Origin of the sequence: Anaerofustis sp. LCP19S3_F7 (assembly GCF_052119445.1) — a bacterium.
Taxonomy (GTDB): domain Bacteria; phylum Bacillota; class Clostridia; order Eubacteriales; family Anaerofustaceae; genus Anaerofustis; species Anaerofustis butyriciformans.
In genome coordinates this window covers 84,024-100,432 of record NZ_JBQKFF010000004.1, presented here as the reverse complement: position 1 = coordinate 100,432, position 16,409 = coordinate 84,024, and the positions used below count along the sequence as shown (strand labels likewise).

16 protein-coding genes are annotated in these 16,409 nt (G+C 27.6%); 13 read left to right on the top strand and 3 right to left on the bottom strand.

Features of this window, described 5'->3' with window-relative positions:
• Positions 1-104: 104 nt before the first annotated feature.
• Complete coding sequence (gene rsmG, locus ACTQYZ_RS06005; protein ID WP_441021991.1) at positions 105-815, bottom strand: 16S rRNA (guanine(527)-N(7))-methyltransferase RsmG; 711 nt, start codon at positions 813-815, stop codon at positions 105-107.
• Positions 816-945: 130 nt separating this feature from the next.
• On the opposite strand from rsmG, the gene polA reads away from it, so the two are divergent.
• The 7 genes from polA (at position 946) to ACTQYZ_RS05970 (ending at position 9,293) form a co-directional block, all read left to right on the top strand.
• Entirely contained in the window at positions 946-3,597 is a 2,652-nt protein-coding gene (gene polA, locus ACTQYZ_RS06000) for a DNA polymerase I (RefSeq protein ID WP_441416211.1), read from the top strand.
• Positions 3,597-4,220, top strand: coding sequence for a dephospho-CoA kinase (gene coaE, locus ACTQYZ_RS05995; protein ID WP_441021988.1), 624 nt, complete (start codon positions 3,597-3,599; stop codon positions 4,218-4,220). The genes polA and coaE overlap by 1 nt, the downstream gene beginning before the upstream one ends.
• A gap of 34 nt (positions 4,221-4,254) precedes the next feature.
• Entirely contained in the window at positions 4,255-5,292 is a 1,038-nt protein-coding gene (gene argC / locus ACTQYZ_RS05990; RefSeq protein WP_441416210.1) for an N-acetyl-gamma-glutamyl-phosphate reductase, read from the top strand.
• Positions 5,293-5,346: 54 nt separating this feature from the next.
• Positions 5,347-6,567: a bifunctional ornithine acetyltransferase/N-acetylglutamate synthase gene (gene argJ, locus ACTQYZ_RS05985; RefSeq protein WP_329381451.1), complete on the top strand. Its 1,221-nt coding sequence runs from the start codon at positions 5,347-5,349 to the stop codon at positions 6,565-6,567.
• On the top strand, positions 6,567-7,421 hold the full coding sequence (gene argB, locus ACTQYZ_RS05980; RefSeq protein ID WP_329381447.1) for an acetylglutamate kinase: 855 nt from the start codon (positions 6,567-6,569) through the stop codon (positions 7,419-7,421). Before argJ ends, argB begins: the two co-directional genes overlap by 1 nt.
• Before the next feature lie 6 nt (positions 7,422-7,427).
• Positions 7,428-8,609: an aspartate aminotransferase family protein gene (locus ACTQYZ_RS05975; protein WP_441416209.1), complete on the top strand. Its 1,182-nt coding sequence runs from the start codon at positions 7,428-7,430 to the stop codon at positions 8,607-8,609.
• A 147-nt stretch (positions 8,610-8,756) separates the two neighbouring features.
• Positions 8,757-9,293 carry a cell division protein ZapA gene (locus ACTQYZ_RS05970; RefSeq protein WP_138268304.1) on the top strand — a complete coding sequence of 179 codons (537 nt, stop codon included), beginning with the start codon at positions 8,757-8,759 and terminating at the stop codon, positions 9,291-9,293.
• Between the two features lie 37 nt (positions 9,294-9,330).
• Here ACTQYZ_RS05970 and ACTQYZ_RS05965 read toward each other — a convergent pair whose 3' ends face one another.
• Together ACTQYZ_RS05965 and ACTQYZ_RS05960 are read right to left on the bottom strand one after the other, a co-directional pair.
• Entirely contained in the window at positions 9,331-9,507 is a 177-nt protein-coding gene (locus tag ACTQYZ_RS05965; RefSeq protein WP_171020559.1) for a hypothetical protein, read from the bottom strand.
• Between the two features lie 147 nt (positions 9,508-9,654).
• Entirely contained in the window at positions 9,655-11,019 is a 1,365-nt protein-coding gene (locus ACTQYZ_RS05960) for a leucine-rich repeat domain-containing protein (protein WP_441416208.1), read from the bottom strand.
• A gap of 197 nt (positions 11,020-11,216) precedes the next feature.
• On the opposite strand from ACTQYZ_RS05960, the gene ACTQYZ_RS05955 reads away from it, so the two are divergent.
• From ACTQYZ_RS05955 to ACTQYZ_RS05930, 6 genes are all read left to right on the top strand, one after another.
• On the top strand, positions 11,217-11,591 hold the full coding sequence (locus ACTQYZ_RS05955; protein WP_441416207.1) for a GntR family transcriptional regulator: 375 nt from the start codon (positions 11,217-11,219) through the stop codon (positions 11,589-11,591).
• Positions 11,584-12,282, top strand: coding sequence for an ABC transporter ATP-binding protein (locus ACTQYZ_RS05950; RefSeq protein ID WP_441021977.1), 699 nt, complete (start codon positions 11,584-11,586; stop codon positions 12,280-12,282). The genes ACTQYZ_RS05955 and ACTQYZ_RS05950 overlap by 8 nt, the downstream gene beginning before the upstream one ends.
• The gene (locus tag ACTQYZ_RS05945; protein ID WP_441416206.1) at positions 12,276-13,097 is read left to right on the top strand and encodes a hypothetical protein; all 822 of its coding nucleotides are present in this window, start codon (positions 12,276-12,278) and stop codon (positions 13,095-13,097) included. The genes ACTQYZ_RS05950 and ACTQYZ_RS05945 overlap by 7 nt, the downstream gene beginning before the upstream one ends.
• 228 nt (positions 13,098-13,325) lie before the next feature.
• Positions 13,326-14,561, top strand: a complete 1,236-nt coding sequence (locus ACTQYZ_RS05940) for a DUF1015 domain-containing protein (RefSeq protein WP_441416205.1) — start codon at positions 13,326-13,328, stop codon at positions 14,559-14,561.
• Positions 14,562-14,603: 42 nt separating this feature from the next.
• Complete coding sequence (gene serC, locus ACTQYZ_RS05935; RefSeq protein WP_138269588.1) at positions 14,604-15,692, top strand: 3-phosphoserine/phosphohydroxythreonine transaminase; 1,089 nt, start codon at positions 14,604-14,606, stop codon at positions 15,690-15,692.
• 192 nt (positions 15,693-15,884) lie between these two features.
• Positions 15,885-16,250, top strand: coding sequence for a GNAT family N-acetyltransferase (locus ACTQYZ_RS05930; RefSeq protein ID WP_441021972.1), 366 nt, complete (start codon positions 15,885-15,887; stop codon positions 16,248-16,250).
• Positions 16,251-16,409: the final 159 nt, after the last annotated feature.

The following is a 16,409-nucleotide window of genomic DNA, read 5'->3' as shown; positions in this document are numbered from 1 at the left end:
TACCTATAACTTTATTAAAGTTTACTATGATTTTACAAAAAAATCAATACATTTTTTTATTTTTATGCATTTTTATTTATATTTATGCTTTTTGTTTATTTTGTTTAAAGAGGAGCTTTTTTTATTTTCGCTTGTTTTCTTGGATATTTTTTGTTAGTTAATTCCATTTTCTTTATTTCTATAATATCTCTGTTTGAAAGAGAATAAGGAAGTTTTTCTTTATGGTTTTTTATAATTTTGCAAGAAAGAATATTTAATGCATTTTTGCTTTGATCTATTTCTTCTTCTCCTTTACTTCCTTTTAAAGCTATAAAACTACTTTCTTTTTTTATAAAGGGAATTGTATATTCTAAAAGAACATTTAATGAAGCGACCGCTCTTGCAGTTACATAATCAAATTGTTCTCTATATTCATCATCATGTGAAAGTTCTTCTGCCCTTTGATGTATTGCTTCTATATTATTAAGGTTTAATTCTTTTATTGTATTATTTAGGTAGTTTACTCTTTTATTTAAACTGTCAAGAAGAAGGATATTTAAATCTTCTCTAAGTATTTTTATTACAATTCCGGGCATACCGGCCCCAGAACCTATATCTATAAGTTTTCCTTCATTTTTAATATATTTTATGGAAAGGGCACTGTCGATAATGTGTTTTTCAATAAATTCTTTTTCATCGGTTATTGCCGTAAGATTAAATTTTTTATTTTCTCTTAAAACTATATCCATAAATAAAAGTAGTTTTTCTGTTTGTTCTTCAGTTATTTGGATATTGCATTTATTAAGTCCCTCAGTTAAATATTCTTTTAAATTCATTATATTCTCCTTATTGTTTGTAAAAAATAGTATAGCAGAATTACTTAATAAGAAAAAGAGGTAATATATTTATTTTTTTTACCTTTTATGTTATTCTTTATAATAGAATTTTTTTGATTGTGAGGAAAAAATGAAGAAAAAATTAGTTATTATAGATGCATATTCGATTATTTATAAATGTTTCTACGGAGTAAGACCAATGCACTCTCCAAAAGGCGTTTCGACGAATGCTATTTTTGGGTTTTTAAATATAATTTTAAAGCTTATAGAACAGGAAAAACCTAATTATTTATATGCTGCTTTTGATAAAGGACATAAAAATTTTAGACACGAAAAATACAGTGAATACAAAGCAGGAAGACAAAGTATGCCTGAAGAATTAAGAGAACAACTTCCTTATATTGATGAACTTTTAGATGCTGCGAATATTATTTCTTTAAAAGTAGATAATTATGAAGCGGATGATATTATAGGAAGTGTAAGTGAGATAGCAGATTCTAAAGGAATCGACACTGTTGTTATAACAGGAGACAGAGACTCATTCCAACTAGTTTCTGAACATACAAAGATTCTTTATTCAAAAAGAGGAATAAGTGATATTGAAGTAATAGACGAAGCTTATATCATGGATAAATACTCTCTTACACCAAAACAAATGATAGATTTAAAAGCTTTAATGGGTGATAAATCTGATAATATTCCAGGTGTTAAAGGGGTAGGAGAAAAGACGGCTTTAGGTTTACTTGAAAAATATAAGACACTTGAAGGTGTGTATGAAAATATAGATGAAGTAAAAGGAAAATTAAAAGAAAAGTTAATAAATGATAAAGACAATGCATTTTTGAGTAAGGAACTTGGAAGTATTGTCGTAGATATGGATGTTGATATAAATCTTGAAGAAGAATGCGATTTTAACTTTAAAAATGAAAAGTTTATTACAATATTATCAAGTCTTGATTTAAAATCAATAATGAAGAAACTTGGTGTTGAAAATAATTTAGACAAAGAAGAAAAAAATGATGATTTTTCTAATTTAAAAGAAGAATATTTAAACATAGGTAATGACATAAAACCCGATGAACTTTGCAAAGTATTAGAGAAAAAAGACTATATTAGCATTTATTTTGTTTTAAATGATGAAAACAATAAATTAAAAGAAGCTATGATATTTGACGGGGAAAAGTTTTATCTTTTTGATTTAACCGTTTTACCTGTTTCGGATATGGCAGCAATAATAAATAAAAATAATAATATAATTACTCATGACTTTAAAAATGTATATAAATGTTTTAAACGTGAAGGATATGATGTTAAGTGTTTATTTGATACTTATATTGGAGGATATGTTTTAAATCCAAGTGATGAAAGATACTCCCTTGAAGTAATGGGTAAAAAATATCTTGATGTAGATTTAAAAGAAGACAAATATGAAGCTGTTCAACAAAGTTTTCTTGATATTGAGGATAAAGAAAAGTATCTAACATATATTAAAAAGGCAAAATGTATATATTCATTATATAAACTTCTAAATGAAAAAATAAAAGAAGAGGGAATGGAAGAATTATATAATAATATTGAACATAAACTTATGTATGTTCTTGCCGATATGGAAATAGAAGGCTTTAAGGTTGATGTGAATATGCTTGAAGTTTTAGGTGAAGACTTTGATAAACGAGTTGAAAATTTAACGAAACAAATAAGAGAACTTGCAGGAGAAGATGAAAGCTTTAATGTTAATTCTACAAAACAACTAGGACATGTTCTTTTTGAAAAACTTAATCTTCCTGTAATAAAGAAAACAAAAACAGGATATTCAACAAATATAGAAGTACTTGAAAAATTAAAAGATCATCATCCTATAATTCCTCTTATAATCGAATTAAGACAGGTAAGTAAGCTTAATTCAACATATGTAAAAGGATTTGTTACTTTAATTGATAGGAAAGAAGATAAAATTCATTCTACTTTTAATCAAACAATTACTACAACAGGAAGAATATCTTCTTCAAATCCAAATTTACAAAATATTCCTGTTAGAACGAATGAAGGAAGAATAATAAGAAAAGTATTTATACCTAGTAAAGAGGGGAATGTTTTAGTTGATGCGGATTATTCTCAAATAGAGCTTAGAGTTTTGGCACATATATCTTCAGATGAAAAGTTAATTAATGCATTTAAAAATAATGAAGATATACATGCAAGAACTGCAAGTGAAGTATTTGGTGTTAATATAGAAGATGTTACAAGCGAAATGCGTAGTAGAGCAAAAGCAGTTAATTTTGGTATTGTATATGGGATAAGTGACTTTGGTCTATCAAAAGATTTAAACATTTCAAGAAAAAATGCGAAAGAATATATTGATACGTATCTTGCTAAATATCCAAATGTAAGTAAATATATGAGGGATATTGTTGAATTTGCAAAAGAAAATGGATATGTAACTACAATGTTTAACAGACGTAGATATATTAATGAAATTCATTCAAAGAATTTTAATGTAAGATCTTTTGGAGAGAGAACAGCTCTTAATACTCCTATTCAAGGAAGTGCAGCTGATATAATAAAACTTGCAATGATAAATGTTGAAAGTGAGATTAAGAAAAGAAATCTTAAATCAAAACTTATTTTACAGGTACACGATGAACTAATAATAGATGCACCTGAAAATGAAGTTATGGAAGTAAAAGAAATTTTAAAAGATAAAATGGAAAATGCAGTTAAGATGGATTGTCCATTAAAAGCTGATATAAATGTAGGTAAAAATTGGTTTGAGGCAAAATAATGAAAGTAATAGGGTTAACAGGTTCAATCGGAACAGGTAAAAGTTCCGTTTCAAAAATTTTAAATGAAGATTATAATATACCAATTATTGATGCTGATAAAATAAGTAAAGAAGCTGTTCAAAAAGGAAGCAGAGGGTTAAATAAAATAAAAGATGTTTTTGGCAGTGATTATATTTTAGATAATGGTGAACTTAATCGTCCAAAAATGGCAAGTCTTGTTTTTAATGATGAAAAAGCAAGGCTTGCTTTAAATAATATTGTCCATCCGGAAGTAACAGATAAATACAATTATCTTATAAACAAATATAAACAAAGAGATGAAAAATATGTAATATATGATTGCCCGCTTTTAATAGAAGAAAAACTTACCAATATGGTTGATGTTGTAATGCTAGTATATACTTCATTAGATATTCAAATTAAGAGAATAATGTTAAGGGATAATGTGAAAAAAGAGCAAGCCTTAATGCGTATAAAAGCTCAAATGTCCACAGAAGATAAAATGAGGTATGCGGATATAATAATAGACAACAGTTCTGATTTTAATGATTTAAAAAATAATATAAATAAAATATACAATAGTGAATTTTCTAAAAATAATACTTGCATAAATATACATTAATATGTATAATATATCATATTATGGAGGTATTGGAATGATTGATGTAGGTATTTTGGGTGCTACGGGATATACCGGAGCAATTTTAGTAAGTATATTAAAAAAACATAAAGAAGTTAGAAATATAAAACTTGGCTCTCACAGTTATGTGGGTAAAGAGTTTAGTGATGTTTATGAAGCATTTAGAAATATAGAAGATGGTCCATGTTTGGAAAGCGATATGAATGAATTTGCAAATGACTGCGATGTTGTTTTTATGGCTCTTCCTCATGGTGTTGCATCAAAGGTTGTTACAAAAGAGGTTTTAGAAAAGACAAAGATAATAGACCTTGGTGCTGATTTTAGATTAAATGATAAGGCTACATATGAAAAATGGTATAAGACAGAACATTTTGCAGAAGATTTACTTAAAGAAAGTGTATACGGACTTTGTGAAATTGAAAGAGAAAATATAAAAAATACAAGACTTTTAGCAAATCCGGGATGTTATACAACTTGTTCTATTTTATCACTATATCCATTGGTAAAGGAAAATATTATTGATGTGAATTCAATAATAATAGATGCCAAATCGGGCGTAAGCGGTTCAGGAAGAAAAGCAAATGTTAGTTCTTTATTCTGTGAATGTAATGAATCCATAAAAGCATATGGAGTAGGTACACACAGACATACGCCTGAAATTGAACAACAACTTTCAAAATATGGACATGATATTAAACTTTCTTTTACTCCTCATTTGGTTCCAATGAATAAAGGAATTCTTACAACTATTTATGCAAATGTGGATGAAAGTATAACGAAGGAAAAAATAAAAGAAGTTTATGAAGAGTATTATAATGATGAATATTTTATAAGACTTAGAGAGTCTGGTAATTTGCCTTCAACAAACTATGTAAAAGGCACTAATATTTTTGATACATCTTTTGTTCTTGATAAAAGGGTAAACAGAATTATCGTTTCAAGTGCAATAGATAATTTAATGAAAGGGGCTTCATCTCAAGCAGTTCAAAATATGAATATAATGTTTGGGTTTAGCGAAAAGGAAGGTATTGATTTTCTTCCTTTATATATATAAAAATATTTTAATTTAAAAGATTTATATTTTTTAGTTATTAAGGAGTTTTGATAGATGAAAATAGTAAAAGGTTGTGTTGTTGCACCAAAAGGTTTTTATGCATCAGGAAAGTCAACAGGGCTTAAAAGAAAAAGAAAGGATATGTCGCTTATTTATTCTGAAAAACCTTGTAATGTTGCGGCAGTATTTACAACAAATAAAGTAAAAGCAAGCAGTGTATTACATAATATGGCTTTATATGAAAAAGGATTAAAAGCAAGAGCTATTATAGTAAATAGTGGTAATGCAAATGCCTGTACAGGAGAACAAGGATTAAAAAATACAGATGAAATGGCAGCAGAAACAGCAAGATGTCTTGCTTTAAAGCCTGAAGATGTTTATGTTAATTCAACAGGTGTTATAGGGGTACAACTTCCTATGGATAAAATAATAAACGGAATAAGAGAAGTTTCTCTTGCACTTGATGATGATATTGTTTCAGGAGTAAATTGTGCAGAAGGTATTCTTACAACGGATACTTTTATAAAAGATAAATCAGTTGAAATAATAATAGATGATAAAAAAGTAAGAATAGGCGGTATTGCAAAAGGTTCAGGAATGATACATCCTAATATGGCTACAATGCTTTCATTTATTACAACTGATGTAAATATCGACGATAAAACTTTTAAAGATCTATTAAAAGAAATTGCAGACGATACTTATAATATGATTTCTGTTGATGGAGATACATCTACAAATGACAGCGTAATTGCTTTTGCAAACGGTATGGCAGGTAATGAAGTTCTTACTAAAGAACATAAAGATTATCATGTGTTTAAAGATGCTTTAATGTTTGTTTGCAAACACCTTGCCACTCAAATTGTAAAAGATGGTGAAGGAGCTACAAAATTCTTAGCTGTAAATGTATTAAATGCAAAGACAAAAGACGATGCTAAGAAAATTGCAAAGAGCATTATAGGTTCTTCTTTAGTTAAGACAGCATTCTTTGGAGAAGATGCAAACTGGGGAAGAGTTTTATGTGCAGCAGGATATTCAGGAGTTGATTTTGATCCTAATATAGTTACACTTTCTTTTAAAAGTGTAAAAGGCGAAATAGAGTTATATAAAGACGGTATAGCTCTTGAATTTGATGAAGATAAAGCTCTTGAAATTTTACAACAAGTTGAAATAGAAATTGATATAAACATGAACTGCGGAAAAGAAAACGCAACAGCATGGGGATGTGATTTAAGTTATGAATATGTAAAAATTAACGGAGAGTATAGAAGCTAATGGATGATAAATATTTTAAACAAGCCAGTGTATTAATAGAAGCTCTTCCTTATATAAAAGAATTTAGTGGACAAATAGTAGTTATTAAATATGGTGGAGCTGCTTTAGTAGATAAAAAAATGGAGCAAAGTGTAATAAATGATATTGCTCTAATGAAATTAGTTGGTATTTTACCTGTAATTGTTCATGGTGGCGGTAAAGATATAAATAAAATGCTTGATAGAGTAGGAAAAGAACATAAATTTGTAAATGGACTTAGATTTACAGACAGCGATACAATGAATATTGTTCAAATGGTTCTTGCAGGTGGAGTAAATAAAGATTTAGTTTCTCTATTTACAAAACAGGGAATGAATGCAATTGGTATTACAGGACAAGATGGTAAACTTTTAGAAGTTGAAAAACATACTCCTGGTGGAGATGATATAGGTTTTGTTGGAAAAATTAAAGGTGTAAATCCAATGCTTATTGCAAAACTTTTGGATGATGATTTTATCCCTATTATTGCACCTATTGGTGTTGACGAAACAGGACAAAGCTATAATATTAATGCTGATTATGTTGCTTGCCATGTTGCAAGCGCTCTTCATGCAAAAAAACTTCTTTTCATGTCTGATATTGAAGGAGTTATGGACAAAGAAAAAAATCTAATTAAACAAATTAATATAGATGAAATTCAAGGTTTAATTGATGATGGTACAATTAATGGGGGAATGATTCCAAAGATTAGAGGCGCAAAAGAAAGTGTTGAAAACGGAGTAAGTGGTGTTCATATCATTGACGGAAGAGTTGAACATAGTTTATTAATAGAATTATTTACAAACTGTGGAATAGGAACTATGATAAAGGAGTAGGCAGCAATGGAAGATATAGTTAAAACAGGTGAAAAAGTATTAATGCATACATACTCAAGATTTCCTTTAGTTTTTGAAAAAGGAGAAGGTGTGTATCTTTATGATGAAAACGGAAAAAAATATTTAGATTTTGTAGCAGGTATTGCTGTAAATGATTTGGGATACAATGATGAAGGTTTAAATAAAGCATTAGAAGAACAAATGCATAAGTTATATCATGTATCAAATTTATATTATACTAAAGCGAATGTAGAGGCTGCAAAAACTTTGGTTGATAATAGTGCATTAGACAGAGTTTTCTTTTGTAATTCAGGAGCTGAAGCAACTGAAGCAGCCTTAAAATTATCAAGATTATATGCATATAAATTTAGAAATAAAGAAACAAAAATTATTGCTATGAATAATTCTTTTCATGGAAGAACTTTCGGTTCTATAACAGCTACAGGACAACTTAAATATCAAAAAGGTCTTGGTCCTATTTTACCTGATGTTGTTCATGTTCCTTTTATGGATTTTGAAGCAATTGAAAAAGAAGCAAGAAGTGGCGCTTGCGGAATTATAATAGAACCTGTTCAAGGAGAAGGCGGTATAAGACCTGCAAGTAAAGAATTTTTGCAAAAGGTAAGAGCTTTATGTGATGAACTTGATATATTATTAATATTTGATGAAGTTCAATGTGGTATAGGAAGAAGTGGATATTTATTTGCATATGAATATTTTGATGTTGTTCCTGATGTAGTTTGCATGGCAAAAGGTTTAGGAGGAGGTTTCCCAATAGGTGCAATTCTTGTTAAAGAAGAAAAGGCAAAAGGTTTTGAACCTGGAAACCATGCTTCAACTTTTGGAGGAAATGCACTTGCTTCTACTGCAAGTAAATATGTTTTAAATAAGATAATAAATGAAAATATTTTAGATAACGTAAAAGAACAAGGAAGTTATTTAAAATCTAAACTAGAACAGTTAAAAGAAAAATATGATTTTATTAATGATGTAAGAGGTATTGGTTTAATGCTTGGAATGGAATTTGAATTCCCTGTTTCTGACATTATTAATAAGGCTATTGATAAAGGACTATTACTTTTAAATTCGGGACAAAACATTATAAGATTTGTGCCTCCATTGATTATTTTAAAGGATGAAATAGACGAAGGTATTACAATCTTAGACAATATTTTACAAGAAATATAACATATTTTGTAAAATATTTCGTATTAGTATAATAAAAAGAAAAAATTATGTATTTTTCTAATTTTTTCTTTTTTTTAATGTAAAGTTTGTGGTATTATATATTTATATATTGATATTTTATATTTTATAAAAGAATGGGTGATACATATGGAAGAAAAGAGTACAGCAAAAAACAGAGTAGTCGTTAATATTTTAGGGTCAAATTATACAATCATTACAGATAATGACGAAGAACAATTAAAAAAAGTTGCCGGTTTTGTTGACGAATTAATCAGACAAGTTAAGAAAAATAATCCTTATATGAATCCTTATACCGCTGCAGTCTTGTCTTCTTTAAATTTATGTGAAGAACTTTTCGAACTTAAAGATGAAGTTGAAGATCTTAGAAAAGATAAAGAGGAATATGAAATTCTAACTGATTATAAAGAAAAATTAATGTCTGCACTGGAAGAAGCAGAAGCTAATGAAGCAAAAAGACTTTCTATGCAATATAAATATGAAAAAATGGAAATAGAAAACGAAGAGTTAAAAGATCTGCTTGAAGAGTACAAGGAAAAATTTACTTCAATGAGAAGTGAGATAGAACTTAATAGAAGATCTATAAGTGAACTTCAAAATAAACTTTTAGAAAATCAAATAGAGCTTGTTAAAGCAAGAAAGAATATTTTGGATTATTCAAGCTAGAATATAAAAAATAAAAAGATGCAGTTTTGCATCTTTTTTATTTGCTCATTATAACTGTAACTTTACTGGCTCTTTGGTATTTGTTTTCTCTTCCGTCTTTTATATCTTCCTCAGATACAAATACATCAACAAGGGTATAACCTTCTTCAGCTTTTTCATTAAGATAATTTTGCAATTTACTCATGAATAAATCTCGCTCAACAATATACTTCAACTCTTTTCCCTCCTGTAATTCCAGCTTGTTTTATTATAGAATACTATAACATAATTACATAGATAAGTAAATAAACATAATTATTATTTTTAACAAACTTCATTACAAAATCATTACAAAAAAAGAAGAGTTTTATCTCTTCTTTTTCTATATTGATTCATTATTTATTTTATTTTCTTCTGCAAATGTTAATGCATACGAACCATAAGGTGCATATATTTTTATGTTTTTACTTCCATCAAATGCTGTAGAATCTATTGTTGAAAGACTATATGTTGCTTCTATTTTGGTAAGTTTTGGGCAGTTGCTGAAAGCTTTTTGATTAATGTTTGTTACTCCTTCATTTAAAGTTACTTCTTGTAAATTAGAGCAATCAGCAAATACATAATCTCTTAAATAGTTTACGTAAATTGGAAGACTTACTTTTGTTAAACTTGAACATCCTCTGAATACTTCTTTACCTATTGTATGAAGAGAATCAGGGAAAGATACATTATTTAGTTTTGTACAATTTTTAAATGCACCGCCTTCTAATTTTTGAAGTGTGTTAGGGAATTTAACTGTTGTAAGATTTTCGCATTCTCTAAAAGAATTGCTGCCTATTGTTATAACACCATCTTTAAATTTTACAGTTGTTAAACTTACACTTCCTAAAAATGTTTCTTCTTTGATTTCTTCTACATTTTCCGGTATTTCTATGCTTGTTAGGCTTCTAGTGTTGTAAAAAGCATATTTACCTATTGATTTAAGTTTATTTGGAAGTGTGATGTTTTTTAAATACTTATTAGAATAAAATGCACTTTCTTTTATTGATGTCGTTTTTTCATTTACTGTGAAACCTTCATCTTCTTTGCTTATTGGGTAAGATATTAAAGTTTTCATGTTTTTTGAATATAATACACCATTTTCTGCCGTAAATTTTTTATTTTCTTGTGCTACTGTAAAGCTTTTTAAATTAGTACAATTTGTAAAAGCATTAGAGCCTATTTTTTTTACTGATGCAGGAATAGATACTTCCTTCATACCACAATTTAAAAATGCATTTTCTGCAATATTTTCAATTCCTTCTTCTAAAGTAATATCTTTTAAACTTATACAGTTTGCAAAGGCATATTCATTTATATTCTTGCATCCGTTTATTGTTACAGATTCCAATTTATTACAATTGTAGAAAGCATAATCACCTATAGTTTCTAAGCTGCTTGGAATTGTAAGATTTATTATCGGCGTATTTTTAAATGCATTATCTCTGATTTCTATAACAGGATAATTATTAATTTTATCAGGTATAGAAAGGTTTTTTACTTCTTCTTCCTTTGTAGTATACGATATTATATAAGCTTTTGAATCTTTTATCATATACGTAAATCCATTTTGGTTGCCTTGAATTGTGTTTGCAAGGTTTTGAGTTATTTCCGTTTCTGTTTGTGTATCTGCATTTATAAAGCTAAATATTGGTGATATAAAAAATGTTAATAATAGAATAAATATTAATGTTTTTTTATTTGTCATACTTTGAACCTCTTTTCCATTGCTAATTATTCTATCATAAATACATTAAATTTTAAACTTTTTAAATTACATATTTATATTTTAAATTAAAAAATAATTAAAATTTTAAAGTTTAGTTGACAAATAAAATTTTAGATTGTATTATTGTATTAGTTAATTAATACAATAATACAATCTAAAAGAAAGGCAGGATTAATATGGGATGGGAATTTGAAAATGATAGACCAATATATTTACAAATAGCCTCATTTATTGAAAGAGATATATTAAAAGGAAGATATAAAGCAGGGGATAAACTTCCTTCGGTTCGTGAATTTGCCTCTGTTGCTGATGTTAATCCAAATACAATGCAAAAGGCCTTTAGTGAACTTGAAAAAAATAATATAGTTTTTTCTTCAAGAACAAGCGGAAGATTTGTAACGGAAGACGAAGAGATTATTCAAAGGAGGCGATTATTGCTGGCTAAAGAATATGTTTATGATTTTTTAATTAAGATGAAAGAAATTGGATTTGATGAAAAAGAAATAAATTTAATTATGGAAGAATCAATGAAGGGAGACAAAAATGAATAACTTAATTGAGATAAAAAACTTGTTTAAAGAATTTGACGGAAAGTTTGCTCTTAATAATGTAAATTTAAACATTAAAAGTGGAAAAATCGTTGGATTGTTAGGACCTAACGGAAGCGGTAAAACAACTCTTATTAAACTTATGAATAAACTTCTTGTTCCATCTGGTGGAGAACTTTATATTGACGGTTTAGCTCCAGGAATAGAAACAAAAAAAATAGTTTCATATTTACCTGATAAAAGTTATTTGAATGAGTGGATGAATGCAAAAGAACTTATCAATTTCTTTAGTGATTTTTATGAAGATTTTGATAGTAAAAAGGCATATCAAATGTTAGAAAGCTTAAATATTTCTCCAAATGATAAACTTAAGAATATGTCTAAAGGAACAAAAGAAAAAGTTCAGCTTATTTTAGTAATGAGCAGAAAGGCAAAAATATATCTTTTGGATGAACCTATAGGGGGTGTTGATCCTGCAAGCAGAGATTATATTCTTAAAACCATAATAAATAATTATTCTGATGATTCAACTGTGATTATATCTACTCATTTAATTTCTGATATTGAAAAAGTTTTAGATCAAGTAATATTTATAAAAAACGGTAGCATTGTATTAAACGGGGATGCTGATGAAATAAGAGAAGAAAAAGGTATGTCTATTGATAAATTGTTTAGGGAGGAATTCAGGTGTTAAGTAAATTAATAAAGTACGAAATTAAAGCAACTAAAAGAATTATGATACCGGTTATAATTGCTTTAATATGTGTATCTGTACTTAATGGCGTTTTAGTTGGAATATCTACTAATAATATACTTCATGATAGTATTATATATAATATCTTTTCGGCAGTAAGCGGTTCAGTATATATGTTAGGAATTATGGCAATATTAATCTTGGCAGCAGTTTTAAGTATAATTAGATTTTATAAGGCAGATTTATCTAATGAAGGTTATCTTACTCATACTCTTCCAATCAATATTGGAAAAGAGATTTTAAGCAAAGTAATTGTTGGTACTTTATGGGTTATTTTAACCGGTATTGCAATAATTATATCAATGTTGTTTGTATATATGTTTGCAAGTTTCTTTAATTTTTCAAGTGTTGATTTGAATTATTATATGGATAATTTGCATAGAATTGTAACAATGAATAATTGGGGTGATTTACTTATTGCTATGCTATATCTATTTATAGTTATTTTATTAGGTTGTGCAAATAAAATTTTATCTGTTTATTCTGCTATGGCAATAGGTTTTAGCTTTAATAAAAATAAAATTTTATTATCATTTGTGTCTTACATTGCAATATCTGTATTAACTACAATTCTAACAATTATTTTAGGAGTAATATTTGCAAGTCCATTGTATAACTTTTTAAGTAATACATTATCTCCAATAGCTATGGCTCATTTGGTATTTGTAGGATTAATTGCTTTCTTATTAATTTTAAGTATTATATATTTCTTTATTGTTAAATTTTTCTTTGAAAGAAAATTAAATTTAGAATAAATATGTATTTGGATAGATTATATATTTTTAGAAGGGGAATACCCCTTCTTTTTATATTTTATTAAATAATGTTTTATTAGTTTGTATAAAATTTTATGGATTTTTTATGTTTTGTTGTAACAACTCAATATTTTCATTAATTTTATGAAAAAATTTTCTAAAAATTCTTGAAGTTATATATAAGTAATGATATTATTTAATTTAATAATATTTTAGGAGGAGTAAAATATGGCAATAGTAAAACCATTTAAGGGTGTTAGACCCGATGCAAAATATGCAAAAGAAGTATCCTGTCTACCTTATGACGTAATGAACAGAGATGAAGCAAGAGAAATGGGTAAAGATGAAAAATCCTTCTTGCATATTGTACGCTCCGATATTGATTTACCTGACAGTGTAGATATACACGATGAAAAAGTTTATGAAAAAGCAAAAGAAAATTATGATAAATTTTTGAATGAGGGTTATTTAATCAGGGAGGAAAAAGAAGTTTATTACATCTACAGAGAAATAATGAACGGAAGAGTTCAAACGGGGATTTGTGGATGTTGTTCCACTTTCGAATATGAAAAGGGAATAATAAAGAAACATGAGTTTACAAGACCGGAAAAAGAAGTTGATAGAATAAATAACTTTTTGGCTTGTTCGGCTCATACTGAACCTGTTTTCTTCGCTCACAGACATAACGAAGATTTACATAATTTTATATCTGAATATACAAAAAACAATAAACCTGTATATGATTTTGTAGCAGAAGATGGAATAAGTCATATTTTATGGGTTGTTGATAAAGATGAAGATGTTGAAAAAGTAAGAGAATTTTATAATAAAATTGATTATTTATACATAGCTGACGGTCATCACAGAACAGCTTCTTCATATGAAGTAGGAAAAAGAAAAAGAGAAGAAGCGGGGGATAGTGTTGATAGAGAATACAACTATATCTTAGCTGTAATATTTGATAGTAATGAACTTGAAATAATGGATTATAACAGAGTTGTAAAAAACTTAGCTGGTTATTCCAAAGAAGAGTTTTTAGATAAAGTAAGTGAAAAATTCGATATTGTATCAAATGATGAAAATATAATAAAACCAGAAAAGAAACATGATTTTTCAATGTATCTTGATAAGAAGTGGTATCTTTTAAGAGCTAAAGAAGGAACTTATGACAAAGAAAATCCTGTAAAAAGTTTAGATGCAGATATTTTACAAGAAAATCTTCTTGCTCCTGTACTTAATATAGAAGATCCAAGAACAAGTGACAACATAGAATTTGTTGGTGGAATAAGAGGATTAAAAGAACTTGAACAAAGAGCAGATAGCTTTAACGGTGTTGCTTTTGCAGTGTATCCTGTAACAATGAATGATTTATTCTCTGTTGCAGATGCAAACATGGTTATGCCGCCAAAATCAACTTGGTTTGAACCAAAACTTAGAAGCGGATTATTTATTCATGAAATTTAAACAAATATAATAATATAGTAATGATAAAGGAGATTTTATAAAATGGGAAGAGTATATAATTTTTCAGCAGGTCCTGCTGTTTTACCTGAAGAAGTATTAAAAGAAGCTGCGGCAGAAATGCTTGATTACAATGGAAGCGGAATGTCAGTAATGGAAATGAGCCATCGTTCAAAATGGTTTGATGACATTATTAAAACAGCTGAAAAAGATTTAAGAGAATTAATGAATATTCCAGATAATTATAAGGTTTTATTCTTACAAGGCGGTGCAAGCCAACAATTTGCAATGATTCCTATGAACCTTACAAAAAATGGTGTTGCTGATTACATAATAACAGGACAATGGGCAAAAAAAGCTTATAACGAAGCTAAAAAGTATACAAATGCAAAAGCAGTTGCTTCAAGTGAAGATAAGACTTATTCTTATATTCCTGACTGCTCTGATTTAGATATTGATGAAGATGCAGATTATGTATATATTTGTGAAAATAATACAATTTACGGTACAAAATATCATACATTACCTAATACAAAAGGAAAAACATTAGTTGCTGACGTATCTTCTTGTTTCTTATCAGAACCTGTTGATGTTGAAAAATATGGTATCATTTATGGTGGGGTACAAAAAAATGTAGGTCCTGCCGGTGTAGTAATAGTAATTATCAGAGAAGACTTAATTCCATCAGATGATGAAATTGATGAAAAAGTTCCGACAATGTTAAGATATAAAACTCATTCTGACAATGATTCTTTATTTAATACACCACCTGCATATGGTATTTACATTTGCGGTAAAGTATTTAAGTGGCTTAAAAAACAAGGTGGTCTTGCTAAAATGAAAGAACTAAATGAAAAGAAAGCAAAAATCTTATATGACTATCTTGATGAAAGCAAAATGTTTAAAGGCACAGTTGTAAAAGAAGACCGTTCTTTAATGAATGTACCTTTCGTAACTGGAGACAAAGACTTAGATGCAAAATTTGTTGAAGAAGCTACAAAAGCAGGCTTTGTAAACTTAAAAGGACATAGAACTGTAGGCGGAATGAGAGCTTCAATTTACAATGCTATGCCTATTGAAGGTGTTGAAAAATTAGTTGAATTTATGAAAAAATTTGAAGAAGAAAATGCTTAATATAAAGCGTCGGATTACCGACGCTTTTTTATTTTATATATTAAATTTTTTAAATAATAAATTATAATTTATGTAATAATTTTATTATATATGTATAAAGTATAAAATAATATTATTGTTTTTATTAATATATTAAATATATTTAAAATAAATATTTAATAATATCATGAATAGTTAGATAGGATATGAAAAATGATGAATTATAAAATAGATGATAAAGATATTAATGTAAAAGATTTTATTTCCTTTGTAAATCAAATTTGGAAAGGTGAGTATGATGTTTTAAAAACAAAAAATGCTTTAACAAAAACCATGAATATAACTGCTTATGATGAAGAAAAATTTATTGGATGCATAAGAATATTAACAGACGGATACTTTTTTGGAACAATAACTGGGCTTCTTGTACTCCCAGAGTATCAAAAGAAGGGGATAGGAAGTAAACTTTTAGAACTTGCAAAAGAACATACACCTACAATGTTATATTTCGGTTCAAAACCTGGGACCCAAAATTTTTATGAGAAAAATGGATGTAAAAAAGTTTACAATCTTTTATAATTGAAAAATAAAATATGATGTATACATTAAATTATCTGTGTAAATATTATTAAAAATAAGATTTTCATAAATAAAAGTAAGTGGTCAAATAAAAAAAATTATTGAAAAAATTTGAAAATAGCATAACACTAATACTAAAACTAAAAATAAACAAAACTG